We start from the raw sequence: 24,166 nt of genomic DNA, 5'->3' as shown, positions 1-24,166 counted from the left end.
CGCCGTCGGGCGCGTTCAGGCCGCAATCTCCGGCTGGTGTTCGGGCCCGTCATCACCCGTTTGGGGGGGCCTCGAACGATTCTACAGCTTGCGCAGCGCCACCCGCTCGATCCCGTGGCTCGCCCCCTTGCGCAGGATCAGGCTGGCCCGCGCGCGGGTCGGCCGCACGTTCTCGACGAGGTTCTTCAGGTTGATGCGCGTCCAGATCCCGCGCGCCGTGGCCTCGGCCTCCGCGGCGCCGATGTCGGCGAAGCGGCAGAAGTAGCTCAGCGGGTCCCGGAAGGCCGTCTCGCGCAGGCTCATGAAGCGAGACACGTACCAGTCCTCGAGCAGGTCCTCGCCGGCGTCGAGGTAGATCGAGAAATCGAAGAAGTCCGACACGAAGGGCACGTCGCGCCCGTCCCGCGCCTGCCGGTTCGGCATCAGCACGTTCAGCCCCTCGACGATGAGGATGTCGGGCCGGTCCACCAGCACGACCTCGTCGGGCAGCACGTCGTAGGTGAGGTGGGAATAGACCGGCGCCGCCACGTTGCGCTTGCCGGCCTTCACGTCCGACAGGAAGTGGATCAGCGCCGAGCCGTTGAAGGACTCCGGGAATCCTTTGCGCTCCATGAGTCCGAGCTCCTGCAGGGCCCGGTTGGGGTGCAGGAAGCCGTCCGTGGTGACGAGCTCGACCTTCGGCGTGTTGGGCCAGCGCGACATCAGCGCCTTGAGGACGCGCGCGGTCGTGGACTTGCCGACCGCGACCGAGCCGGCCACGCCGATGATGTAGGGCACCTTGCCGTCGCCCGCGCCGAGGAAGCGCTGCGTGGCCTTGAACAGACCCTGCGTGGCGGCGACGTAGAGCGCCAGGAGCCGCGACAGCGGCAGGTAGATGGCCACGACCTCGTCGATCGAGATCGGGTCGTTGGTGGCGCGGAGCTTGCGCAGGTCGTCGACCGTGAGGGTCAGCGGCGTGTCGGCGCGCAGGGCCGCCCAGGCGTCCCGCGTGAAGTGGTGATAGGGCGAGCCCGCCAACCCCGTCTCCGGGAAGCCGTCGTCGACGGGATGCGCGGAGGTGGACAGGTCGAGCATCGCGGAGCTCAGGTCTGTTGAGGCCGCGAGGCTTTCTCCTCGTGCCCCGATTGGCGCGTGCGCCGCCCCAGTTCTCCAACCACCTGATCCAGGGACAGGTTCGAGGCGTGCAGCAGCACCAACAGATGGTAGATCACATCCGCCGCCTCGGAAAGGAGGGCGGGCTTGTCCTTTTCCACCGCGGCGATGACGGCCTCGACGGCCTCTTCGCCGAACTTCTTGGCGATGCGCGGCACGCCCGCGTCGAGCAGCGAGCGCGTGTAGGACTTGTCCGCCATGGCGTGGCCGCGCTCGGCGATCAGCCGCTCGAGCTCGCCGAGCGTGAAGAGGCGGTCGCCCCCGCCGGTCGACGTCGTGGTGATGCTCATCCGTCGAGCCTCACGGGGAGACCCGCCTCGGCCATGAAGCGCTTGGCTTCGCCGATCGTGTGCTGCCCGAAGTGGAAGATCGAGGCCGCCAGCACCGCGCTGGCGCCCCCGTGCCGCACCCCCTCGACGAGGTGGTCGAGCGTGCCGACGCCGCCGGACGCGATCACCGGCACCGTCACGGCGTCCGCCACCGCGCGGGTGAGGGCGAGGTCGAAGCCGACCTTCGTGCCGTCGCGGTCCATGGAGGTCAGCAGGATCTCGCCCGCGCCGCGCTCGGCCACGTCGGCCGCGTAGGCGACCGCGTCGATGCCGGTGGGCCGGCGCCCGCCGTGGGTGAACACCTCCCAGCGGGGCGCCTCGCCGTCCGCGGAGACCCGCTTGGCGTCCACCGCCACCACGACGCACTGGCTGCCGAACTTCTCCGCCGCGCGCGACACGAAGCTCCGGTCCGTCACCGCCGCCGACATGATCGAGGCCTTGTCGGCCCCGGCGAGCAGCAGGGTGCGGATGTCGCCGACCGTGCGGACGCCGCCCCCCACCGTGAGCGGCATGAAGCAGGCCTCCGCGGTGCGGCGCACCACGTCGAGCAGGATGCCGCGGTCCTCCGAGGAGGCCGTGATGTCGAGGAAGCACAGCTCGTCGGCGCCCGCGGCGTCGTAGGCCAGCGCGCATTCGACCGGATCGCCGGCGTCGCGCAGCTCCACGAAGTTGACGCCCTTGACGACGCGGCCGTCCTTGACGTCGAGGCAGGGGATGACGCGGGACTTGAGCATCAGGCGACCGCGTCCCGCGCCGCGCGGATCATCGCCAGTGCGGCGGCGGGGTCGAGGCGGCCGTCGTAGAGGGCGCGGCCCGTCACGGCGCCGGCCAGCACGGCGCAGTCGGGCTCGAGGAGCCGCGACACGTCCGCCAGCGAGGCGAGGCCGCCGGAGGCGATGACGGGCAGGTGCACCGCCTCGGCCAGCGCCACCGTGCCGGCGAGGTTCAGCCCCTTCATGGCGCCGTCGCGCCCGATATCGGTCATCACGATCGCGGCGACTCCCGCGTCCTCGAAGCGGCGTCCGAGGTCGACGGCCGACAGGTTCACGGTCTTGGCCCAGCCTTCCACCGCCACGAGCCCGTCGCGCGCGTCGATGCCCACCGCGACCTGGCCGGGGAACAGCCGCGCGGCCTCGCGCACGAAGCCGGGGTCCTTCACCGCCGCGGTGCCGAGGATCACGCGCCGGACGCCGCGCTTCAGCCACATGTCCACCGTGCGGATGTCGCGGATGCCGCCGCCGAGCTGCACCGGCAGCGACACGCGGTCGAGAATGCCTTCCACGGCCTCGGCGTTCTTCGGCCGCCCCGCGAAGGCGCCGTCGAGGTCGACGAGGTGGAGATAATCGAAGCCCTGGCGCTCGAACGCCTCCGCCTGCGCGGCGGGGTCGGGGTTGAACACGGTGGCCGACCCCATCTCGCCGTGGACGAGGCGGACGCACTCGCCGTCCTTGAGGTCGATCGCGGGGAAAAGGATCAAGGCTGCCACCGGAGGAAGTTGCCGAGGAGCTTCAGGCCGAGGGCCTGGCTCTTCTCGGGATGGAACTGGGTGCCCGCCATGTTGTCGCGCGCCACCACGGCCGTGACGGGGCCGCCGTAGTCGGTCACCGCCAGAACGTCGCTGTCGGCCGCGGGCTTGAGCGCGTAGCTGTGCACGAAATAGGCGTGGAGGCCGCCGTCGCCGGTCGGGATGTCCTCCAGCAGCGGGTGGATGGAGCGCGCCCGCAGCGTGTTCCAGCCCATGTGCGGGATCTTCAGCGCGGGGTCGGAGGGCTCCAGCGCGCTCACGTCGCCGGGGATCCAGTCGAGCCCGTAGGCGGTCTCGTGTTCGAGGCCGCGGGTCGCCATGAGCTGCATGCCGACACAGATGCCGAGGAAGGGCCGGCCGCCGTGCACCACGGCGTCGGTGAGGGCACCGACGAGGCCCGGCACGGCGTCGAGGCCGCGGCGGCAGTCCGCGAAGGCGCCGACGCCGGGCAGCACCAGCCGGTCGGCGCGGCGCACCCGCTCGGGATCGGAGGTGACGACGACCTCCACGTCGAGGTCGGCCTCGCGCGCGGCGCGCTCGAAGGCCTTGGCCGCGGAGGCGAGGTTGCCCGAGCCGTAGTCGAGGATGGCGACGTCGCTCACGCGCGGCCTCCGGAAGGCGGGAACAGGCCGATCACCGGCCGGGGACCGCCCGCGCGCGCCGCGGGGCGGGAGGGCACGGGCTCGGCGAGGGGCGCCGCGCCGGCGAAGAACAGCCGCTCCGCGTCGCCGCGCGAGCGGGCCGACACCAGGGCGGCCCCGATGAAGCCCGCGCGGCCGAGGGCGGCCCGGCGCCCGTCGCAGGCTTCGAGCCCGGCCAGGGTGGCGAGCACGAGGTAGAGGAGCAGGCGGGGCAGGAAGCCGAGGCCGGCCAGCACCGCGGCCGCGAACAGGACGGCCGCGGCGGCGGCCCAGACCAGGGTGCCGAGCCACAGGCCACGGTACAGCAGGGCCAGGGGGCCGAGCAGGAAGGCGCCCCAGCTGAACCCCTCGCGCACGAAGACCGTGGCGTCCGCCCGCGCGGCCGCGTCGTCGACGCCGGACGGCACGTGGACCGTGTAGGTGGGCATGGGACTCCTCGGATGCGCCGTGCGGCCCCTTGTCGTGCAAGCCGCGGGCCGGGGCAAGCCCGTCCCGACGCCGGACCCCGGGCGCGTCAGCCCCCGCGGCTCACTTCCAGGCCTTCAGGGCGTCCTCGATCACGCGCTGGCCGCCGGCGCCCTTCTCGAAGGTGAGCTTGCCGAGCTTGCCCGAGCTGAACAGCAGCGACACGTCGAACCAGTTGCGCTCCGTGATCAGCCGGATGTTCTGAGCCTCGGCGGCCCCGCGCGTCAGCCCCACGAGGAAGTAGTTCTCCGTGATGGCCACGGGCACGCCGGCCAGCGGGTCGCCGGTCGGGGCGTCGTCGTCGCGGCGCATCTCGGGCACGTTGACCTGCTTCACGGGGCCCAGCGTGTTGCCGGGCTGCGGCAGAAAGTGGAACTCGATCGTGTGCGAGGCGGGGAGCTGCGGCTCCGGGTTCCTCTGCATCAGCATCGTCACCTTGAGCTTGGCGTCGGGGATGTCGACGTCCGCCTTCACGGCGCTGGCGAGCGGCTGGCCGCCGCCGGGGCTGACGCTGTCGAGATGCCACACGACGGTCCCCACGTAGGTGCGGACGCGCTGGGGGTCCTCCGGTGCGTCGACCAGCAGGGCGGCGCGCTGCGCCACCGCGATCGAGGGCGCCGTATTGGCCGTGTCGAGCCCCTGCGGGACGGGGGCGGGCACGCTCGCGCCGGAGGTCGGCACGGCGTCGGCCGCGTCGGCGGACGGCGCGCGCTCTGCCGTCTTGCCGGCCGTCGCCGCCGGGTCGGACGCGTCCGCCGCGGGCGCGGCCGTCGCGACGACCTGCTCGGGCCGGTCGCGCAGCCGGTAGGCCGCGACGCCCATGCCGCCAAAGACCAGCACGACCCCGGCCAGCCCGGCCGCGATCGCCTTCCGGCTCCAGCCGAGCCCTTCGCGCGGGCGGGGCGCGGGCGGGCGTGCCCCAGAATCGCGGGAGCGGGGCGGGGTCGCCGCCTCGGCCGGGGGAGGCGCGGCATCGCCGTCGGCGCGGGCCGCCTCGTCGAGCGCGGCGGCGAAGCCGGAAGCGGCGGCGGGCGCCTTCGGGCCGATGGGGGCGGCCTCGGCGGCCGGCTTCGGCTCGGTGGACGGCTTGGCTTCGGCGGCCTCCGCGGCCGGGGCCGCCTCGTCGCGCGCGGGGACCGGCGCCACGGGGCGCAGGGCCATCACGGGCCGCGTGCCGCGCGCCGGCGGGGGCGGGCGGGTCGCGGAGGCGAGGCGCGGGGGCGCGACGGCGGGCGCCGCGCCGGCGCCGGGCGCCGGCCTGGGGCCGAGGACCGGCCGCTCGCGGGACGGCGGCGGCACGACCGGCGGGGCGCCGACGGGCAGCGGCGGAGGCAGCACGCGGGCCGGCGTGGCCGGGGGAGGGGGCAGAGCCGCCGCCGGCGCGGTCTCGATCGCCGGCGCTTCGGGCGCGCGTTCCCCGCCATGGTCGGGGAACAGGGCCTCGACGCGCGCGATGGCCTCGTCGAGCGCGGCGCTTTCGCGCGCGATGTCGTCCTCGGGGACGGGCGGGTCCATGCGGCGGAGCTGGCCGATCAGCGCCGTGCGGGCGCGCTCGTAGATCGACCGCCGGGCCTCGGCGGTCGGCTCCGTCAGGCCGGAAACGGCGCGGTCGAGAAGCGGAAAATATTCGGCCATGCGGATCTCTGACCATCCCGCGCCCGAACCGTCAACCGAAGCGCCACCATGGCGCGTCCCGCCGCACGACGCGCCTGTCCGTGGCTCGGGGAGCGTGTCGAAACGGACACGCGGGAGGCGGGCAGGGCCGCCCACGGCGCGCTCGCCCGTGTGGATCGTGACCACGGCCGACACACGATCGGGTCCGGCGAAGCCCGCCCCTCGCCGCCGGCGCCCTGCTATAGGGAGGGCACCATGGTGGCGATCAAGAATCACGAGGCCGAGCGGTTCCTGCAGCGGGACGTCGGCAGCTACTCGACCTTTCTGCTGCACGGCACCGACGTGGGCCTCGTGTCCGAGCGCGTGCGCCGCATCGTCAAGGGCCTGGTCGACGATCCCGCCGACCCGTTCCAGCTCGTGCGGCTCGCGGGCGAGGACCTGTCGGGTGACGCCGCGCGGCTCGTCGACGAGGCGCTCACGGTGCCGCTGTTCGGCGGCCGGCGCGCCGTGCTGCTCGACGCCACGGCGGGCAAGAAGGTCGAGGCGGCCGTGGACCTCCTGCTCGCGCAGGCCGGCGCCTGCCCGGTGGTGATCTCGGCCGGCAACCTGAAGAAGGACTCGGGCCTGCGGAAGGCGGTCGAGCGCTCGCGCACCGCGGCCGCGATCGAGTGCTACCCGGACGGCGACCGGGAGCTCGCCGCACTCGTCGACGTCGAGGCGGCCGGCGCGGGGCTGACCATCGACGCCGACGCGCGCAGCCTGCTCGTGTCGCTGCTCGGCTCGGACCGCCTCGCGTCGCGCTCCGAGATCGGCAAGCTCCTGCTCTACGCCCACGGCAGCAAGGCGATCACGGCTGAGCACGTCGTCGAGGCCGTGGCGGACGCCTCCGTGCAGGCCAACGACGACGCCGTGGACGCGGCCTTCTCGGGCGACATGGCGTCGCTCGACGCCGCGATGAACAAGCTGCACCTCGGGCCCGTCGAGGCCGGGCTGCTGCTCGGCGCGGCGCTGCGCCACGGGAGCGCCCTGCACAAGGCCAAGCTCGCGGGACCGGGCGGCGACTCGCCGTTCCGCTTCGGCCTGTCGCCGAAGCGCAAGGCCGCTGTCGAGCGGCAGCTCGCGGCGATCGGGCCCGACGCGCTCGCGCGCAACATCGTGCGGATCGGCGAGGGGATCGCGCTCGTGCGCCGCGAACCCCGCCTCGCCGTGGACCACGCGACCCGCGTGCTGTGGGCTGTGGCGCTTTCGGCACGCCCCCGCGCCGGTCGCGGCTGAACCTGGGCTCAGCTGGAACAAAGCCTCGAAGGCCCGCCTTGCTCCCCCGTGGGACGAGATCGTCCCGCGCCAGCGGCCAGATGACCCGTGGCCGCTAGGCTGGATCCATTCTAACCACGCGTCCATGAAGCTGCGTCCGACCCTCCTCGTCGCCCTGCTGCTCGCCGCGCCCGCCGCGGCGCGGGCCGACGACCTGTCGGATTTCGCCTTCGAGCAGCGGCCCGGCGCCGCCGTGCCCGCGGCGCCGGCCTTCACCGAGGCCGACGGGCGCCGCATCGCCTTCGGAGACCTCCTCGGCCATCGCCCGGTCGTTCTGGCGCTCGGCTACTTCAGCTGCCCGACGCTGTGCTCGGTCGTGCGCGACGACCTGCTCGAAGCCCTGTCGCACACCGGCCTCCGGGCGGGGGCCGACTACGACCTCGCGAGCGTCAGCATCGACCCCGCCGAGACGCCCGCCGACGCCGCGAAGGCCGAGGCCGACGACGCCGCGCGCTATCCCGGCGCCGCCGGCGCTCCGGTCGTCGCCGGCGGCGGGACGACGCCCCTGCCGCCCGGCTGGCACTTCCTCACCGGCGACGGCGCGTCCGTGGCCGCGGTGGCCGCGGCGGTCGGGTTCAGGAGCCGCTACGACGCGCACCTGAAGCAGTTCCTCCACCCCGCCGGCATCGTGGTGCTGACGCCGGAGGGCCGCGTGTCCGGCTACGTGCTCGGCGTCGGCTACCACGCGGGCGACCTGCGCACCGCCGTGACGGTGGCCTCGACCGGCGGCATCGCCCGCGCGGCGCTGCCGCTGCTCCTGCTGTGCTTCCACTTCGACGCCGAGACGGGGCGTTATTCCCTGTCCGTCATGAAGGTGTTGCGCGCCGCGGGCGTCGTCACCGTGCTGGCCATCGCCGGCACGATGCTGCTCGCCTTCCGCCGCGAACGGGTGAAGACGTGAGGGGAGCCGCCATCCATGACGCCCAGCCGAAGCGAGACCGCATGACGACGACGATGCAAGGCGGGCGCACCACCGGGGCCGCCGCGTGAAGGCACCGCTCCAGCGCCAGCTGTTCAAGCCGGGGGCCGACGCGGTGTTCCGGCTGGCCCTGGCCGTGTGCGTCTTCGGGCTCGTCGGCGTGCTCTACGCCGCGGCGGCCTTCTCGTCGTCGAACTACGTCACCGGCGTCGGCATCGCGCGCGAGCAGCCCGTGCCCTTCAGCCACAAGCACCACGCGGCCGAGCTCGGCATCGATTGCCGCTACTGCCACGCCCAGGCCGAGTACCTGGAGACGGCCGGCATCCCGCCGACCTGGACCTGCATGACCTGCCATTCGCAGATCTGGACGGGGTCGGAGATGCTCGCCCCCGTGCGCGACAGCCTCGCCAAGAACATGCCGCTCGTGTGGGCGCGGCTGAACCAGCTGCCGTCCTACGTCTATTTCAACCACTCGATCCACATCCAGAAGGGCATCGGCTGCACGAGCTGCCACGGCGCCGTCACGTCGATGCAGCTGACCTACCGCGCCAACGCCTTCGAGATGGAGTTCTGCATCAACTGCCACCGCCACCCGGAGAAATACGTCCGCAAGCCCGGCGAGGTGTGGAACATGGACTGGTCCCCGCCGGCCGACCAGGACGCGATCGGGCCGCAGCTCGTGGCCGACTACCACATCGCCGGGCCGGGTCGGCTCACCGACTGCTCGATTTGCCACCGGTGAGCTGATGCCCCATCCCCACGACATCGCCGACCTCCGCGCCCGCCTCGCCTCCGGCGACGGCCCGCAGGTGTGGCGGAGCCTCGAGGCCGTAGCCGAGACCCCGGCCTTCCGCGACTTCCTGTCGAAGGAGTTCCCGAGCGCGTCGCGCCTCGCGGACGGGCCGGACCGCCGCCAGTTCTTCCGACTGATGGCGGCCTCCTTCGCGCTGGCCGGCCTGTCGGCCTGCTCGGCCGACCCGTCGAACCCGCGCAACCACGAGATTCCCTACGTCCGCAACCCGGAGCGCGTGGAGCCCTCGGCCACGCTGGCCTACGCCTCCGCCGCGCTGCTCGACGGCGTCGCCAACGGCGCCACCGTCACGACCTTCGACGGGCGCCCCCTCAAGGTGGAGGGCAACGACCGGCACCCGTGGAGCCGCGGCGGCACGGACGTGTTCCTGCAGGCGTCGATCCTCGACCTCTACGACCCGCTGCGCGCGCAGACGGTGCTGTACCTCGGCCGCATCTCGTCCTGGGACGCGTTCCGCGGCGCCACCCTGGGCCGCTTCGCCGCCATCCGCGCGGACGGCGGCGAGGGGCTGCGGCTGCTGACCGGCCCCCTCACCTCGCCGACCCTGCTGGCCTCCATCGACGCCATGCGGGCCGCCTATCCGAAGATGAAGTGGCACGTCCACGCGCCGGCGGCCGGCGAAGCCCTGGCCGGGGCCGCGGCCGCCTTCGGCCGGCCGCTCCAGGCCCGCTACGCCTTCGACAAGGCCGAGGTCGTGGTGGCGCTCGACGGCGACTTCCTCGACGCCGGGCCGGCGCAGGTGGGCACCTCGCGGGCCTGGGCCCTGGCCCGCCAAGCCTCGGCCAAGGCCGGCAAGCTGCTGACGCTGCATTCGGCCGCCCCCACGCCGGGCCTCACCAGCGCCAAGGCCGACTTCCACGTCGCCGTGAACGCCTCCGACCTGCCCGACATCGTCGCGCGGCTCGGGGCCGAGGTGGGGACGCCGACCGAGCCCGCGGCGGGCGACCTCGTCGGCCAGTGGGTGAAGCGCGCCGGCGCGGCGCTGGCGGCCGCGCGGGGCAGGGGCATCGTCACGGCCGGCGCCGCGCAGCCCGCGGCCGTGCACGAGGCCGTGCACCGGCTCAACGGCGCGCTCGGCAACCACGGCGGCCCGGCCTTCTTCACGGCGCCCGTGGTGGCCGCGGCCGAGCCCTTCGACGCCCTCGTGCACGACATGCAGGCCGGCGCGGTGAAGAGCCTCGTCATGCTCGACACCAACCCGGCCTACACGGCGCCGGGCGACCTGAACTTCGTGGAGGCCGTCCAGAAGGTGCCGCTGCGCATCCAGTGCGGCACGACGGTCGACGAGACCTCGGCCTACGCCGACTGGCATCTGCCGCGCGCGCATCCGCTCGAATCCTGGGGCGACGCCCGCGCCTGGGACGGCACGGTGAGCCTGTACCAGCCGACCGTGTATCCGCTCTACAACGGCCGCTCGGACCTCGAGGTGCTGTCGATCCTCGTCGATCCGCAGCCGCGCGACGGCTTAGCGATCCTGCGGGACTTCCACGCCAGGGGCCGCGACCCGGCCACCTTCGACGCCTTCTGGCGCAGGACGCTGCTCGACGGCTTCGTCGCGGACACCGCCTTCGCGCCCGAGACCGCGATCCTGGCCCCGGCCGGGCCGACCCCGGCCCGCCCCGCGCGCGACCCGAAGCTCCTCGACGTGGTGTTCCGCCCCGACCCGACGGTCTGGACGGGCGGCAGCGCCAACAACGGCTGGCTCCAGGAGCTGCCGAAGCCGCTCACCAAGGTGGTGTGGTCGAACTACGTGGCGGTCAGCCCCGCCCTGGCCGAGCGCGAGCACCTCGCCACCGGCGACATGGTGCGGGTCGCGGTCGGGGAAGGCAGCGTCGAGGGCCCGGCCTGGGTCATGCCCGGCCAGGCGCCCGACACGGTGACGCTGTACCTCGGCTACGGCCGCGCCGTGCCGGACATGCTGTTCTCCGGCCTCGGCTATTCGGCCTTCCCGCTGCGCGCCTCGGCCACGCCGGGCGCGCGCCCCGGCGCCACGCTCACCAAGCTCGGCAAGCAGATCCGCCTCGCCACGACGCAGGACCACTCCACCATGGAGGGGCACGACCTCGTGAAGCTGCACCGCGTCGGCGGCGCCGAGGTCGAGAGCTTTCCCACCGACGCGCCGTCCTTCTACGATTTCACGGCCCGGAAGGGCGAGGACGACGGCCGCGCCTGGGGCATGGTCATCGACCAGGACGCCTGCATCGGCTGCAACGCCTGCGTGGTGGCCTGCCAGGCCGAGAACAACATCCCGGTGGTCGGCGCCCACGAGGTGTCGATCGGCCGCGAGATGCACTGGCTGCGCGTCGACCGCTACTACTCGGGCCTCAAGACCGGCGCCGGCCTCGACGACCCGGACACGCATTTCCAGCCGGTGCCCTGCATGCACTGCGAGGAGGCGCCCTGCGAGGTGGGCTGCCCGGTGGAGGCCACGCTGCACGACCACGAGGGCCTGAACCTCATGGTCTACAACCGCTGCGTCGGCACGCGCGCCTGCTCGGGCTACTGCCCCTACAAGGTGCGCCACTTCAACTACCTCGACTACACGGGCGGCATGGCCCCGGTGACGCAGCTCCAGCGCAACCCGGAGGTGACGGTGCGGGCGCGCGGCGTCATGGAGAAATGCACCTACTGCGTCCAGCGCATCGCCTCGGCCCGCATCGAGTCGGACAAGTCGGGCGCGCCGATCGCCGACGGCGCCGTGCAGACGGCCTGCCAGGGCGCCTGCCCGACGCGCGCCATCGCGTTCGGCGACCTCAAGGACCAGGGCAGCGCCGTGCTCGCGGCGCGCAAGGACCCGCGCAACTACGCGCTGCTCGGCGAGCTCAACGTCAAGCCGCGCACCACATACCTCGCCGAGCTGGCGCCGGCGGATCCGGCGGCCCGCGCGGGCGACCCGCCACCCACGCGGAAGGGCTGAGCATGACCGACGTCATCGAAGCCCCGCGCCGCTTCATCGGCCCGTCCGAGTCCTTCTCCTCGGTCGGCCTCGACGTGTCGGGCATCGCCTTCGGGCACCCGCTGCGCCTGCGCTGGTGGCTGGCCTTCCTGGGCGCCATGGGGCTGCTCGGCCTCCTGGTGCTGATGATCGGCCTCGTCCTCTTCGAAGGCGTGGGCGTGTGGGGCAACAACGTGCCCGTCACCTGGGCGCTCGACATCGTGAGCTACGACTGGTGGATCGGCATCGCCTCCGGCGGGCTGCTGATCTCGGCCGTGCTGATGCTGTTCGGCACCGAATGGCGGGGCGCCCTTAACCGCCTGACCGAGACGGGCGCGCTGATCGCCGCGGCGGCGGCGGCCTGCTACCCGATCATCCACCTCGGCCGGCCCTGGTTCTTCTACTGGAACCTGCCCTATCCCAACACCTTCCTGCTGTGGCCGCAGTTCCGCTCGCCGCTCTACTGGGACGCGGTCGACATCATCTCCTACCTCCTGATCGCGCTGACATTCTGGATCATCGGCCTGCTGCCGGACCTCGCCACGCTGCGCGACCGGGCGCTGGAGCGGGCGCGCGAGACCGGGCAGGGGCACACCCGCGCCTTCCTCTACGGCATCGCGGCGCTCGGCTGGCGCGGCTCGGCCCGCCACTGGCACCGCTGGCTTCAGGCCTACCGCACCGTGGCTGTGGCGGGCGTTCTGCTGGTCTTCTCGCTGCAGACCGGCGCCGCGGTGATGTTCGCGGGCTCCGTCGAGCCCGGCTGGCACGACCCGCTGCTGCCCTTCGCCTTCGTGGCGGGCGCGATCTTCTCCGGCGTCGGCTTCATGGCCGCGGCCGCGGTGGCGATGCGCTGGGTGTTCCGCCTGCGGAGCATGATCACCGACGCGCATCTCGAGGTGATGGCCTGGCTGCTGCTGCTGCTAGGCCTCGTGAACCTCTACTGCTACGCGGACGAGCTCTTCACGACGCTGCTCGGCAACGACCCCTACGACGTCGCCGTGCTGGGCCGCCGCTTGGTCGGCCCGCACGCCTGGGCGTTCTGGGACATCGTGATCCTGGCGCTGCTGCCCGTCCACGTCTTCTGGCTCAAGGCCGCGCGGCGCTCGGGCCTCGCCATCGGCCTCGTCGGGGTCGCGGTGAACTCCGGCATCTTCGGCGACCACTACATGGTCATCGTCACCACGCTGCAGCACGACTTCCTGCCCGCCGCGGCGCACGACTTCTCGACCGCGATCGGCGGCGTCGCGACCTTCGCGGGCTCGGTGGGGCTGTTCTTCGCGCTGGCGCTGCTCGGCCTGCGCTACCTGCCGATCGTGTCGATCGTCGAGGTGAGGCGGCTGAGCCGGCTCCGCGACGAGGCGCGGGTGCAGGCCCGCCCGCAAGCCGCGGGAGGCGCCGATGGCCGCCGCTGAGGGACGCGCCGACGAGGCCCCGATCCACGCCATCGCGGCGGAGTTCGACAACGGCGACGCGCTGCTGGCCAGCGTCCACGCCCTGCGGGGCCGCGACCTCGGCCGGCTCGACGCCATGTCGCCCGTGCCGATCGCCGGCATGGGGGAGGCGCTCGGCATGTCCTCGTCCTCGCTGTCGGTCGTCGCGGTCGGCGCCACGCTGCTCGGCTTCGCCGCGATGATGGGCATGTGCATCTACGCCACGGCGGTCGACTACGTGTTCAACATCGGCGGTCGGCCGCTCGTGTCCTGGCCGGCCTTCGTGGTGCCGAGCGCGTCCTTCTCGCTGATGGCGGGCGCGGTCGCCACCACCCTCGCCATGCTGTTCCTGAACCGCCTGCCGCGGCTCAACCACCCGGCCTTCAACATCCCGGACTTCACCCGTGTGACCCAGGACCGCTACTTCCTCACCGTCTCCGAGGACGGCGGCGCGCTCGACCTCGACGCCATCGAGGCGGCGCTGGACGGCCTCTCCGACCGCCCCGTGCGCGTGACGCGGGTGCCGCGGTGAGGGCCGCCCTCATCCTCGCCGGGCTCGCGCTGGCGGCGCCGCTGCTCGCGGGCTGCGGCAAGGCCAACATGGCCTCGCAGGCCAAGGCCAAGCAGTGGGACGAGAACCAGTTCTTCGCCGACCACTCGTCCATGCGCCAGCCCGTGCCCGGCACGGTGGCGCGCGACGCGCCGGACGCGCCGGCCCCGCAGCCCGCGGTCATCACCGCGGCGCTGCTGGAGCGCGGGCGGACGCAGTTCAACATCTTCTGCTCGCCCTGCCACGGCCAGTCCGGCGACGGGCGCGGCATGATCGTGCAGCGCGGCTTCCCGGCGCCGCCGCCCCTATGGCTGCCGCGGCTGGAGCAGGCCCGGGCCTCGTACCTCTACGACGTCATCACGAACGGCCACGGCGTCATGTATTCCTACGCGGACCGCGTGAAGTCCGCCGACCGCTGGGCCGTGATCGCCTACGTGCGCGCGCTCCAGCAGAGCCAGGACGCGCACCCGGCCGACCTGCCCGAGGCCGACCGCCGGCTGCTGGAGGCCGCCAAGTGAGCCGGGCGACCCTCTCGGCGCTCGCCGTCGGCGGGCTCTGCGCGGCCGGCGTGGCCGTGCTGGCCGTTCTCGGCGAGCCCGTCATGCCGTCCTACCTCGGCGCCTGGCTGTTGCTGCTGGCGCTTCCGCTCGGCGCGCTGCCGGTCGTCATGGGCTGCGAGCTGCTCGGCGTGCCCGAGACCGCGCTCGTGGCCGCGCTCCGCCGCCTCGCCGCCGTGATGCCGCTCGCCGCCGTGCTGGCGATCCCGGTGCTGCTGCGGATGGGCGCGCTCTACCCGGCGCTCTCCGCGGCGAAACCCGGCCTCGCCGGCTGGTGGATGACGGAGCCCGCCTTCGTGGTGTGCACCGTGGTGGTCCTGCTCGTGTGGTGCGGGCTGTCGCTCGTCTTCGCGCGGCCCGACCATGGCCGGCGGATCGACGCCCGCCGGCCGGCCCTCGCCGGGGCCGGCCTCGCGCTGCACCTCGTGATGGGCACGCTGGCGGCCCTCGACTGGGCGCAGGAGGTCGAGCCGGCCTTCAACTCCTCCGCCTTCGGCCTGACCCTCATCGCGGCGCAGTGCTCCATCGCCGTGTCGATGGCTGTGCTGATGGTCGTCGTGGGCCGGCCCGAGGCCGAGGCGTCGCACCGGCTCACCTCCGGCCGGCGCGACCTCCTGGCGACGCAGCACGTGGCCACGGCGCTGGCCGTGCTGGTCGGCGCCTGGGGCTTCATGGTGTTCACCCAGTACCTCGTGGTGTGGTCCGCCAACCTCCCCAAGGAGGTGGTCTGGTACCAGCACCGCGCGGCCGGGATCGGCCTCGCGGCCGAATACTGCGCCGCGATCCTGTGCGCGCTGGCGCTGGCGGCGCTGCTGCCGCGGGCGCCGGCCCGCCACGCCGGCCTCGTGGCCTGGGTGGCGGCGGCGCTGCTCGTGCTGCACGGCGGCGAGATGCTGTGGCTGGTGACGCCGGCCTTCCGCGCGGCCTTCACGCTGACCGTGGCCGACGTGGTCGCGGCGGCGGCGGCGGTGGGGCTCGGGCTCGGCGCGGCGCTGCTCTTCGGCGAGCGGATCGGGACGGGGAGGGTCGGCCGTGGCGCGGCGTGAGCGGAAGCGCGAGGGCGCGAAGACGGGCGCGACGAAGCGCTGGCGCGAGGCGGCGCTCGGGGGCGCCCTCGTGGCGCTCGGCGGTGCGCTGTTCGGCGCGGCGCGCGGCGCCCCCAAGGCGCCGGCCGAGCCGGGGACCAAGCGCGGCGGCTCTTCGGCCAAGCCCGGCAACAACGACGGCGGCCGCAAGCCGGACCCGCAGTCGCGCCCGACGGTCGGCCGGTCGAAGGTCCGCACCAAGCCGAACGCCCCCGAGGCGGCGGGCCGGACGCAATACTGGCCGCCCCCGCCGCCGAAGCCGCGCGACGTCTACGACGACGGCGTGAACCCGCCCGAGGCGGAGGTCCAGCGCACCCACCTCGCGGTGGACGAGGCGGCGGTGAAGCGCGGCTACGAGTCCGGCGACGCCAGGCCGGGCACGATCGTCAAGGTGATGCTGGGCTCGGCCTTCGCCATCGTCTGCGCCATCGCGGGGCTGTTCTACCTCATCGGGCGCCAGCACAGGGACGACGTGCAGGGCCCTCCGCTGACGCCCCAGCAGCTCGCCGTCATCGTGCCGCCCGGCCCGCACCTCCAGGACCATCCGCTCCACGACATCGCGACCGAGAACAAGCGGGAGTTCGATCTGCTGACATACTACGCCTGGACCGACCCGGACCACCGGGCCGGCCGCATCCCCATCGCGCGCGCGCAGGCGCTGGTGATCGGCCGCCCGCTCGACCCGCTGCCGACCCCCGGAGCGCGGCCGGCCGGCGGCCCCGCCGCGGCGCCGACGGCGCCCGCGCCCGCGCCGGCCCAGAACCCGTGACCGCCGAGGACGCCTGACCATGTTCGGACACGCCCTCGACATCTGGCCGGCCGCGGCCTCGGCCAACGCGGTCGAGACGGATCACCTGATCATCGCCTTCACGGTGCTGACCGTGCTGCTCACGGCGCCGATCTTCATCGGCTTCACCTGGTTCGCGATCCGCTACCGCCGGGGCGTGAAGGCGGACCGCCGCCACGGCGAGGTCCGGTCCTCGGCGATCGAGATGACCTGGATGATCGGTCCCTTCCTGCTGACGCTGTTCTTCTTCGCGTGGGGGGCGCAGATGTTCATGCGGGACAAGACGCTGCCGGCGGGCGGGCTGCAGATCGATGCCATCGGGCGGCAATGGATGTGGAAGTTCCAGCACCCCGGCGGCCAGTCCGAGATCAACGACCTCCACGTGCCGGTCGGCGAGAACGTCACCATGCACATGATCTCGCAGGACGTGATCCACGCCTTCTACATCCCGTCGCTGCGCATCCAGATGGACGTGCTGCCGGACCGCTACACGAACCTGTGGTTCAAGGCCAACCGGACGGGAAGCTACCACCTTTTCTGCTCCGAATACTGCGGCACCGACCATTCGGTGATGGGCGGCACCATCACGGTGATGGAGCCGGCCGCCTACCAGCAGTGGCTCGGCGCCTCGGGCTCGGACATGTCGCTGGCCAGCGCCGGCGAGGCGCTGTTCCAGTCCTACGGCTGCTCGGGCTGCCACCAGGGCCAGTCGACCGTCCGGGCGCCGTCCCTCGTCGGCCTCTACGGCAAGCCCGTGCCGCTCGAGGACGGGCGCACGGTGGTGGCCGACGACAGCTACATCCGCGACAAGATCCTCAACCCCAACAACAATCTCATCGCCGGCTACAAGCAGGTGATGCCGGCCTTCAAGGGCGTGATCGCGGAGGACGACCTCCTGCGCCTCGTCGCCTACATCAAATCGACTGGCGTCAGGGCGCCCATGTGAATGAGTGCTTCTTCGAGCGAGACGACAGTTTGGACAGATCGGTGAACCGAAGCACTCATTCCCATGGGGACCCCATGACCGGGAGCCTGCAATGACCTACGCCGCCCAGCGCGACGCCCACGTCCCGCACGCGACCATCGACGCGCCGAAGGACTACCTGCATATCACCCACACGGTGAAGTCCTGGCTGCTCAGCACCGACCACAAGCGGATCGGCATCCTCTACCTCATCTCCATCACGGGCTTCTTCTTCGTCGGCGCCGTGGCGGCCGGCCTCCTGCGCCTGTCGCTGGTCGTGCCGGACGGCTCGATCTTCACCAACGACACCTACAACAAGCTCTTCACCATCCACGGCGTCGTGATGGTGTGGTTCTTCATGATCCCGTCGATCCCGGCGACCTTCGGCAACTTCCTGCTGCCGATCATGATCGGCGCCAAGGACCTCGCCTTCCCCAAGCTCAACACGACCTCCTGGTACGTGTTCATGACGGGCGCGCTCTTCGCCATGCTGTCGGTGCTGTTCGGCGGCATCGACACGGGCTGGACCTTCTACGCGCCGCTCTCCACCGCTTTCTCCAACACCTACGTGTCGCTGGCGCTGGTCGGCGTCATCGTGGTCGGCTTCTCGTCGATCCTGACGGGGCTGAACTTCATCGTCACGGTCCACACCATGCGGGCGCCGGGCATGACCTGGTTCCGCATGCCGATCTTCGTGTGGACCATGTACGCGGTGAGCATGATCTTCCTGCTCGCCACGCCCGTCATCACCATGGCGCTGATTCTGCTCGTCATGGAGCGGACCTTCAAGATCGGCGTCTTCGACCCCGCGCTCGGCGGCGATCCCGTCCTGTTCGAGCACCTGTTCTGGTTCTACTCGCACCCGGCCGTCTACATCATGGTGCTGCCCGGCATGGGCGTCATCTCGGAGATCGTGCCGGCCTTCGCCCGCAAGAAGCTGTTCGGCTACAAGTTCGTCGCCTATGCCTCGATCGGCCTCGCCACCATCACGTTCTTCGTGTGGGGCCACCACATGTTCGTCAACGGGCAGAGCGACTACGCCAGCGTCACCTTCTCGTTCCTGAGCTTCGCCGTCGCGGTGCCCTCGGCCGTCAAGGTCTACAACTGGACCGCGACGATCCACAAGGGCACGCTCGTGCTCGACACGCCGATGGTCTACGCCATGGGCTACATCGGGCTCTTCGTCATCGGCGGCCTGACGGGCCTGTTCCTGGCGACGCTGTCGATCGACGAGCACGTCCACGACACCTACTTCGTCGTGGCGCATTTCCACTACATCATGGTGGGCGGCACCGTGCTGGCCTTCCTCGGCGGCCTGCACTACTGGTGGCCGAAGTTCACCGGCCGCATGTACAACGAGGCCTGGGGGCGCATCTCGGCCGTGCTGATGTTCGTCGGCTTCAACGTGACTTTCGCGCCCCAGTTCATCTTAGGCTACCTCGGCATGCCGCGGCGCTACCACGTCTATCCGGCCGAGTTCCAGCTGATGAACATCATGTCGTCGGCCGGCGCCACCATCCTGGCCTTCGCCTACGTGTTCCCCTTCGTCTACCTCCTGTATTCGCTGTGGTTCGGCAAGAAGGCGCCGGACAACCCGTGGGACGCCAAGGGGCTGGAGTGGATGACCACGTCGCCGCCCCCGCTGCACAACTTCATCAAGCCGCCCGTGGTGGACTTCGAGGCCTACGACTACGCAGCCAGGGTGCCCGAAGCATGAGCGAGGCCTTCGTCACCCCGGACCTCGCGCCCGGCGTCGGGCTGAAGGTCGTCGAGCATTTCGAGGACGCCGAGCAGCAGCGCGCCGCCGGCCAGCTCGGCATGTGGGCCTGGCTGGTGACGGAGCTCCTGCTCTTCGCCGGCCTGTTCCTCGTCGCCACCGTGCTCCGGGTGCAGTATCCGGACTCCGTCCACCGGGCGGTCGAGCACCTGAAGTTCTGGATCGGCGCCACCAACACGGGCGTGCTGATCGTCTCTTCCCTCACCATGTCGGGCGCCATCCAGGCGTCGCGGCTGGGGCTGCAGCGCCTCGCCGTCTATTGCATGTTCGCCACGGCGGGGCTCGGCACCCTGTTCATGGGGCTGAAGCTCTACGAGTGGTACGTCGACATCGTCGAGCACATGGCGCCCTGGCTGGACCAGCCCTACGAGCTCGCCTTCGACAAGCAGTCGACGCTGTTCACCAATCTCTACTGGGTGACCACGGGCCTGCACGGGCTCCACCTGACCACCGGCGTGTCGATCCTGCTCGTCCTCACCCTGCAGGCGCGGGCGAAGGGCTACCTGTCGCGCCACCAGAACCGGATCGAGATCTTCGGCCTCTACTGGCACTTCATCGACCTGATCTGGATCATCGTGTTCCCCACGCTCTACGTCATCGGGAGGTGAGCGCGATGGACGGTCCCCTGTTCACGGAGGCGCAGCGGCGCGCGTTTCTCGGCAAGATGAACATCCCGATCAGGGTCTTCGTCGGGCTGATGCTGTCGCTCGGCACCATGATCCTGTTCGGCGCCACCCACCCGGCGCCGTGGATCTGGATGCTGGAGATTCCGGTGCTGCTGGTGATGATCGTCGTCACGATGCTGTATTCGATGGAGGTGATGGAGGACATCCCGCTGATGCGGATGTGGTCCGTCGTCGGCTTCGCTTGGCTGTGCATCCTGTTCGGGATGGTTCTGATCGACTATCTGACGCGCGGCAGGTTCCCGATGTGACGGCGGGCGCCGGAAGTCCCGCCCCGCCGCCCGATCCTTCGCCATCGTGCGATACGAGGGCCAGCGCCCTCGGCCAGGACGGCGGCCGGGCTCCCACCAGCCCTAGCTCCGCACCTGCCTCGGCGCCACCGCGATGTTCCGCGGCGAGGTGAAGCGCTGGGCGGCCCCGAGGCTCTCACTGGGTTTCCGAATGTCCTGCGCGCGGCCTCCGTGCTGGCCCGCAAGCTGCGCGAGGCCGTCCCGCGGGAGCGCTCAGATTTCGAGGGCGAACGATCTACCGAACGGCGACCTGGACATTGAAGTTTTTGGGGTCGCCGTTCGCGTCCACGATCTGAAGAACAAACGAATCGGTTCCGCGAAACCCTGGATTCGCCCTGTACCAAACCTTGGTTCCCTCGATACGGCGCTTGTTGCACACAAAGCGCGGGTTGGTCGAAGAGAACGAGGGAAAGTCACGTGAATGAACGGACAAGACCTGCCCGCCTTGAGGAGGGCTCCCCACGGCCGCAGTCGCGAAGCCCCTGGCGCTGCAGTCAGGATTTATGCTGTAATAAAATCCCAGATTCACGTCTTTTCCATGGTCTACGACTTTGTAGTATACGGGACTCTGAGCCAGAGCGGGACGGGCGAAGCTGAGTGAAAGCAATGCGCATGCCGCAGCACGGATTGTCAGGCCCATCGTCGTCTCCCCCTGTTGAGCGAAAACCACTCAATGAGGGAACCGTAACACGCGATAGCAGCTCAACACCACTGCAATCTGATTTACTCGCGACGTTCGTGCGGCCTGGAGCCGAATGCGCTTGGAGCTCGCCAAGCTATCCGCTGACCGTCGAGTCTACGCGCGATTCTGAGGGCTACGCCGGCCGTACACGCTTGCCTTCTGTCCCCCATCGTCAGGCACGCCGACGCCCAGCTTTCGACGCCTCGCCGCGGCGGTGGCGAGGTGGCGTCCCTCCGCGCTCGCGATCAACCCGTGCTCGTGATCATCGTCAGGGTCGATGCAGGATCGTCCTGAACGTTTGGATGCACTCGAATGGGCGATGGCGAGGCGGAGGCTGGCGTCGTGCACGTCCCACCCCTCGGCCGCGATGACGTGCCGGCCTGTCGATGGCGGCGGGAACGAACAGGCGGACCGGCGCGGCGACATCGAGGAGATCGGCCCGTTCGGGAGAGGCCGAGTGTCGTCGAGGGCCGTGTCGTCCGTCATAGAAGGCGGTGCAAGGGATGGAGCGCCTGTGGCGCTTGCGCCCTGATGCCGGGCGGGCATCGCTGCCCGCCCGGCCGCCCCATCCTCCGCCTCACCACGTGAAGCTGAGCGTGCCCAGGATCGTGCGGCGGTCGCCGTAGAAGCACGAGGTCGAGGTGTTGCAGCTCGACACGTAGGTCCTGTCGAACAGGTTGCGCGCGTTGATGGCGATCCGGTAGCCGTCGCGGTCGTAGTGGATGCCGGCGTCGGTCAGCCAGAAGTCCGGCACGCGCTGCGTGTTGAGCGCGTCCGCGTAGGAGGCGCCGACGTAGCGCTCCCCCGCCACGAAGCCGAGGCCGCGCAGGGCGCCCTCCGGGATGGTGTAGTCGACGAACAGCGAGGACAGCATCTCGGGCGTCGCGACCGGCACCTTGCCGAGGATGGTCCTGTCCGTGTCCTTGGTGTTCTGGATGCTGAAGGCCGTGAACGACCCCACCGCCGAGAGGCCCTCGGCCAGGGTCGCGTTGAGGCCGAGCTCGATGCCGCGCGAGCGCTCCTCGCCGGTCTGGACCTGCAGCAGCGGGTTGGTCGGGTCCGGGTTCAGCACGTTGGACCGGGTGAGGTTGAACAGGGCCAGCGTGGCCAGGATCGGCCCGCCGGTCCGCCCGTATTTGACGCCGACCTCCTCCTGCTCGCCGTCCTCGGGCCGCAGCAGCTGCTGGGTCGAGAAGTTGGTGCCGAGCACCGGGTTGAACGAGGTCGCGTAGCCCGCATAGGGGTGCAGGTCGAACGCCGCGTCGTAGATGGCCGCGACGCGCCCCGTGATGTGGTTCGACCCGACTTCGGTGTTGTTGGCCGGGACGAGGTGGTTGTTGAGGCTCGTGTCGAGCAGGTCGTCGCGCGCGCTCAGCACGACGTTGAGATCGTTGAACCGGATCTGGTCCTGGCCGTAGAAGCCGAGCTGGTCCTGCGTGTTGGTCGAGCGGCCGTAATAGCCGGTCGAGGCCGTCGTGACCTGGCCGTAGCGCGGCGCGAAGATGTTCAGCGCCGGGGGCAGGAAGTCGAAGGCCTGGTTGTCGTTGATGATGAAGTGCTTGTAGTCGACGCCGCCCAGGAACGTGTGCTGCAGCGCGAAGGTGTCGGCGTTGGCCTGGAGCTGGTTGTCGACCGTGACCTCGCGCCCGCGGTCCCGCGCGAGGAAGTTGAACCGCGCGAGCTGCGCGGAGGCGCCGGTGCCGTCCGCGTAGCCGGAGCCGATCGGCCCGCGGTCGAGCACGTCGACGTAGGAATAGCGCAGGTTCTGGCGCACGGTGAGGTTGTTGGCGAAGCTGTGCTCGAACTCGTAGCCGAGGAAGGCCTGCTGGCGCTCGAAGGTCGAGAGCGCGGTGTCGCCGGTGAAGAGGTCGGTCGGGATGCGGCCGAACGGGGCCGGGCGCACGGTGCCGTTGTAGGGCAGGAACTGGTTCGGATCGGTGAAGTCGCGCTGGTACTGGCCGAGGAAGGTCAGGGTGGTGGTGCCGTCCGGCCGGTAGGACAGGCTCGGGGCGACGAAGCCGCGGTCGGCGTCGAAGTGGTCGACCTGCGTGCCGCCGCCGCGGCCGAGGGCGGCGACCCGATAGGACCAGGCGCTGCCCGGCGACACGGGGCCGCTGAGGTCGAAGGCCCCGTAGGCGTTGCCGAAGTTGTTCACCCCCACCTCGACGCGGTGGTAGGGCACGGTGGTCGGGCGCTTCGAGATCGAATCGATGATGCCGCCGGGGCCGGAGCCGCCGTAGAGCGACGAGGCGGGGCCGCGCAGCACGTCGAAGCGCTCCAGGCCCCAGGGCTCCACCTGGAAGGCCGCGAAGGCGTAGGAATAGAGCTGCAGGCCGTCCAGGTAATAGCCGACGTCCTGGACGTTGAAGCCGCGGATCTGCAGGAAGTCGGTGCTGGGCGTGAAGCCGAACTGGTTGGCGAAGATGCCGGGCGTGTAGCGCAGCGCCTCGGGCAGGGTCTGCGATCCCGTGGCCTGGATCTGCGGCTGCCCCACGACGGAGACCGAGGCGGGCGTGTCGACGATCGGCGTGCCCGTCTTGGTGCCGGCCGTGCTCCGCGCCGCGGTGAAGCCCTGCACGGGGCCGGTGGCGTCCTGGTAGGCCGTGCCGGCCTTCGGCTGGCCCTGAACGTCGATGGTCTCGAGCTCGACCGTGTTGCCGGCTGCCTTGGCCGGGGCCTGCTGGGCCCGCGCGACTTGGCCGCACATGAGCGCCGCGATCGCGCAACCGGCCAGCAGGAACGCCGGCCCTCCGCGGCGCAACCGGACAGCATCGTGCGGCCGATCCGTGCCGCACGATCCGTCGTCCCGAGTGCCTCCGCTCCGCTCGACCATGGTTCCACGCTCCTGACGCAACAAATGCCGATACTCTCCGGTTCTGTAGCGAGCGTGAGCGCATCGGAACACAAGGAAGTCGCTCATTCGACCAAATCGTAGGCTTTCCAAACTTCGTTTTCTGTTTTTAGAATAATTTCATCTTCGCCCGTCGGTGGGTCGATCGCCTTCGGCACGGCGCGCGACGCGCCGGCACGCGGCAGGGCGGCAGGTTGTCGGCGTGCTGCCGCAGGGATGCCTCGGCCTCGGCGGCCCGCCGCGGTGCCCGGCCTGCCGATCGCCGGCCGTCCCATGCTCGCCCGGGCCCTGGTACTGTGTATCGTGCCAGACCACGGGTCGCTCGGCCGCTGCTCGCACGCCATCGGCGCCGACCGGCGAAGGACATCGCCTTCGACGGCCCGAAGAGCCTCTGTGCGCCCGACAACGGGCGTCGGGAGGATGTCGTCGTCAGCCGGGGCGGCGTGCTGGGGGGCGAGGTTCGGCTGCCCGCCGATCCCGACCAACCCCCGCCTGACGACGTCATCGCTGCTTCCGGACGGCGACGATGCGCGTCCTGCCCGGCGAGAGATGCCCCGGATCCTCCCCCGCCCGCCTCATGGGAGCGGGGACGATGAACGAGATGTAATCCGCTCTCCCCTTGCTCTCCGGCGCCGCCCGCGACACTTTGGTGTCACTGAGCCGGGCCCCTCTGGCGCCCTCCGACATCGTCGGGGGCGCGATGTCGGATCAGTCTGCGCGAGGCTCCGACGACGTCGGGGCGCCGCTCCGACGGGTCCGAGCCCATGCTCCTCCACCCCGACCGGACGCGGCCAGCGCGGTTCAA

21 protein-coding genes are annotated in these 24,166 nt (G+C 71.4%); 13 read left to right on the top strand and 8 right to left on the bottom strand.

Annotated elements, in window-relative coordinates:
* Positions 1 to 81: 81 nt before the first annotated feature.
* The 7 genes from coaA to L7N97_RS05600 form a co-directional block, all read right to left on the bottom strand.
* Entirely contained in the window at positions 82 to 1,074 is a 993-nt protein-coding gene (gene coaA, locus L7N97_RS05630) for a type I pantothenate kinase (protein ID WP_237477363.1), read from the bottom strand.
* A gap of 8 nt (positions 1,075 to 1,082) precedes the next feature.
* The gene (locus tag L7N97_RS05625) at positions 1,083 to 1,442 is read right to left on the bottom strand and encodes a phosphoribosyl-ATP diphosphatase (RefSeq protein ID WP_237477362.1); all 360 of its coding nucleotides are present in this window, start codon (positions 1,440 to 1,442) and stop codon (positions 1,083 to 1,085) included.
* On the bottom strand, positions 1,439 to 2,215 hold the full coding sequence (gene hisF, locus L7N97_RS05620) for an imidazole glycerol phosphate synthase subunit HisF (RefSeq protein WP_237477361.1): 777 nt from the start codon (positions 2,213 to 2,215) through the stop codon (positions 1,439 to 1,441). The genes L7N97_RS05625 and hisF overlap by 4 nt, the downstream gene beginning before the upstream one ends.
* Positions 2,215 to 2,958: a 1-(5-phosphoribosyl)-5-[(5-phosphoribosylamino)methylideneamino]imidazole-4-carboxamide isomerase gene (gene hisA, locus L7N97_RS05615; RefSeq protein WP_237477360.1), complete on the bottom strand. Its 744-nt coding sequence runs from the start codon at positions 2,956 to 2,958 to the stop codon at positions 2,215 to 2,217. The genes hisF and hisA overlap by 1 nt, the downstream gene beginning before the upstream one ends.
* Positions 2,955 to 3,608, bottom strand: coding sequence for an imidazole glycerol phosphate synthase subunit HisH (hisH, locus tag L7N97_RS05610; protein WP_237477359.1), 654 nt, complete (start codon positions 3,606 to 3,608; stop codon positions 2,955 to 2,957). Before hisH ends, hisA begins: the two co-directional genes overlap by 4 nt.
* Positions 3,605 to 4,075: a DUF2628 domain-containing protein gene (locus L7N97_RS05605; RefSeq protein WP_237477358.1), complete on the bottom strand. Its 471-nt coding sequence runs from the start codon at positions 4,073 to 4,075 to the stop codon at positions 3,605 to 3,607. Before L7N97_RS05605 ends, hisH begins: the two co-directional genes overlap by 4 nt.
* A 100-nt stretch (positions 4,076 to 4,175) precedes the next feature.
* The gene (locus tag L7N97_RS05600; protein WP_237477357.1) at positions 4,176 to 5,747 is read right to left on the bottom strand and encodes a hypothetical protein; all 1,572 of its coding nucleotides are present in this window, start codon (positions 5,745 to 5,747) and stop codon (positions 4,176 to 4,178) included.
* Positions 5,748 to 5,981: 234 nt separating this feature from the next.
* Here L7N97_RS05600 and holA point away from each other — a divergent pair, with 234 nt between their 5' ends.
* The 13 genes from holA to L7N97_RS05535 all read left to right on the top strand — a co-directional run bounded on the left by holA (position 5,982) and on the right by L7N97_RS05535 (position 19,789).
* Positions 5,982 to 7,001 (top strand): DNA polymerase III subunit delta, encoded by a 1,020-nt coding sequence (holA, locus tag L7N97_RS05595; RefSeq protein ID WP_237477356.1) that lies wholly within the window; start codon positions 5,982 to 5,984, stop codon positions 6,999 to 7,001.
* Between the two features lie 124 nt (positions 7,002 to 7,125).
* Positions 7,126 to 7,941 (top strand): SCO family protein, encoded by an 816-nt coding sequence (locus L7N97_RS05590; RefSeq protein ID WP_237477355.1) that lies wholly within the window; start codon positions 7,126 to 7,128, stop codon positions 7,939 to 7,941.
* A gap of 85 nt (positions 7,942 to 8,026) precedes the next feature.
* Positions 8,027 to 8,701 carry a cytochrome c3 family protein gene (locus L7N97_RS05585; RefSeq protein ID WP_237477354.1) on the top strand — a complete coding sequence of 225 codons (675 nt, stop codon included), beginning with the start codon at positions 8,027 to 8,029 and terminating at the stop codon, positions 8,699 to 8,701.
* 4 nt (positions 8,702 to 8,705) lie between these two features.
* Positions 8,706 to 11,687: a TAT-variant-translocated molybdopterin oxidoreductase gene (locus tag L7N97_RS05580; RefSeq protein WP_237477353.1), complete on the top strand. Its 2,982-nt coding sequence runs from the start codon at positions 8,706 to 8,708 to the stop codon at positions 11,685 to 11,687.
* A 2-nt stretch (positions 11,688 to 11,689) separates the two neighbouring features.
* Positions 11,690 to 13,117 carry an NrfD/PsrC family molybdoenzyme membrane anchor subunit gene (gene nrfD / locus L7N97_RS05575; protein ID WP_237477352.1) on the top strand — a complete coding sequence of 476 codons (1,428 nt, stop codon included), beginning with the start codon at positions 11,690 to 11,692 and terminating at the stop codon, positions 13,115 to 13,117.
* Positions 13,104 to 13,667: a DUF3341 domain-containing protein gene (locus L7N97_RS05570; protein WP_237477351.1), complete on the top strand. Its 564-nt coding sequence runs from the start codon at positions 13,104 to 13,106 to the stop codon at positions 13,665 to 13,667. Before nrfD ends, L7N97_RS05570 begins: the two co-directional genes overlap by 14 nt.
* Positions 13,664 to 14,203, top strand: a complete 540-nt coding sequence (locus L7N97_RS05565; protein WP_237477350.1) for a c-type cytochrome — start codon at positions 13,664 to 13,666, stop codon at positions 14,201 to 14,203. The genes L7N97_RS05570 and L7N97_RS05565 overlap by 4 nt, the downstream gene beginning before the upstream one ends.
* Positions 14,200 to 15,288, top strand: coding sequence for a hypothetical protein (locus L7N97_RS05560; RefSeq protein ID WP_237477349.1), 1,089 nt, complete (start codon positions 14,200 to 14,202; stop codon positions 15,286 to 15,288). The genes L7N97_RS05565 and L7N97_RS05560 overlap by 4 nt, the downstream gene beginning before the upstream one ends.
* On the top strand, positions 15,275 to 16,096 hold the full coding sequence (locus L7N97_RS05555; protein WP_237477348.1) for a hypothetical protein: 822 nt from the start codon (positions 15,275 to 15,277) through the stop codon (positions 16,094 to 16,096). Before L7N97_RS05560 ends, L7N97_RS05555 begins: the two co-directional genes overlap by 14 nt.
* A 19-nt stretch (positions 16,097 to 16,115) precedes the next feature.
* Positions 16,116 to 17,060 carry a cytochrome c oxidase subunit II gene (gene coxB / locus L7N97_RS05550; protein ID WP_237477347.1) on the top strand — a complete coding sequence of 315 codons (945 nt, stop codon included), beginning with the start codon at positions 16,116 to 16,118 and terminating at the stop codon, positions 17,058 to 17,060.
* 91 nt (positions 17,061 to 17,151) lie between these two features.
* Entirely contained in the window at positions 17,152 to 18,795 is a 1,644-nt protein-coding gene (gene ctaD / locus L7N97_RS05545) for a cytochrome c oxidase subunit I (protein ID WP_237477346.1), read from the top strand.
* Positions 18,792 to 19,463, top strand: coding sequence for a cytochrome c oxidase subunit 3 (locus L7N97_RS05540; RefSeq protein ID WP_237477345.1), 672 nt, complete (start codon positions 18,792 to 18,794; stop codon positions 19,461 to 19,463). Before ctaD ends, L7N97_RS05540 begins: the two co-directional genes overlap by 4 nt.
* 5 nt (positions 19,464 to 19,468) lie before the next feature.
* A complete protein-coding gene (locus L7N97_RS05535) occupies positions 19,469 to 19,789 on the top strand; it encodes an oxidase (RefSeq protein WP_237477344.1) in 321 nt (106 codons plus the stop codon).
* A 1,298-nt stretch (positions 19,790 to 21,087) separates the two neighbouring features.
* Here L7N97_RS05535 and L7N97_RS05530 read toward each other — a convergent pair.
* A complete protein-coding gene (locus tag L7N97_RS05530) occupies positions 21,088 to 23,271 on the bottom strand; it encodes a TonB-dependent siderophore receptor (RefSeq protein WP_237477343.1) in 2,184 nt (727 codons plus the stop codon).
* Positions 23,272 to 24,166 lie beyond the last annotated feature (895 nt).

It is taken from the genome of Lichenibacterium dinghuense, from assembly GCF_021730615.1.
GTDB lineage: Bacteria > Pseudomonadota > Alphaproteobacteria > Rhizobiales > Beijerinckiaceae > Lichenihabitans > Lichenihabitans dinghuensis.
This window is presented reverse-complemented; position numbering and strand designations above follow the sequence as displayed.

Excerpts from the sequence above, each read along its gene's own strand:
- holA (WP_237477356.1), top strand. The coding sequence starts at position 5,982 with ATGGTGGCGATCAAGAATCACGAGGCCGAGCGGTTCCTGCAGCGGGAC.
- L7N97_RS05580 (WP_237477353.1), top strand. The coding sequence starts at position 8,706 with ATGCCCCATCCCCACGACATCGCCGACCTCCGCGCCCGCCTCGCCTCC.
- L7N97_RS05625 (WP_237477362.1), bottom strand. The coding sequence starts at position 1,442 with ATGAGCATCACCACGACGTCGACCGGCGGGGGCGACCGCCTCTTCACG.
- ctaD (WP_237477346.1), top strand. The coding sequence starts at position 17,152 with ATGACCTACGCCGCCCAGCGCGACGCCCACGTCCCGCACGCGACCATC.
- coaA (WP_237477363.1), bottom strand. The coding sequence starts at position 1,074 with ATGCTCGACCTGTCCACCTCCGCGCATCCCGTCGACGACGGCTTCCCG.
- L7N97_RS05590 (WP_237477355.1), top strand. The coding sequence starts at position 7,126 with ATGAAGCTGCGTCCGACCCTCCTCGTCGCCCTGCTGCTCGCCGCGCCC.
- coxB (WP_237477347.1), top strand. The coding sequence starts at position 16,116 with ATGTTCGGACACGCCCTCGACATCTGGCCGGCCGCGGCCTCGGCCAAC.
- L7N97_RS05570 (WP_237477351.1), top strand. The coding sequence starts at position 13,104 with ATGGCCGCCGCTGAGGGACGCGCCGACGAGGCCCCGATCCACGCCATC.
- L7N97_RS05600 (WP_237477357.1), bottom strand. The coding sequence starts at position 5,747 with ATGGCCGAATATTTTCCGCTTCTCGACCGCGCCGTTTCCGGCCTGACG.
- L7N97_RS05540 (WP_237477345.1), top strand. The coding sequence starts at position 18,792 with ATGAGCGAGGCCTTCGTCACCCCGGACCTCGCGCCCGGCGTCGGGCTG.
- L7N97_RS05535 (WP_237477344.1), top strand. The coding sequence starts at position 19,469 with ATGGACGGTCCCCTGTTCACGGAGGCGCAGCGGCGCGCGTTTCTCGGC.
- hisF (WP_237477361.1), bottom strand. The coding sequence starts at position 2,215 with ATGCTCAAGTCCCGCGTCATCCCCTGCCTCGACGTCAAGGACGGCCGC.
- nrfD (WP_237477352.1), top strand. The coding sequence starts at position 11,690 with ATGACCGACGTCATCGAAGCCCCGCGCCGCTTCATCGGCCCGTCCGAG.
- L7N97_RS05605 (WP_237477358.1), bottom strand. The coding sequence starts at position 4,075 with ATGCCCACCTACACGGTCCACGTGCCGTCCGGCGTCGACGACGCGGCC.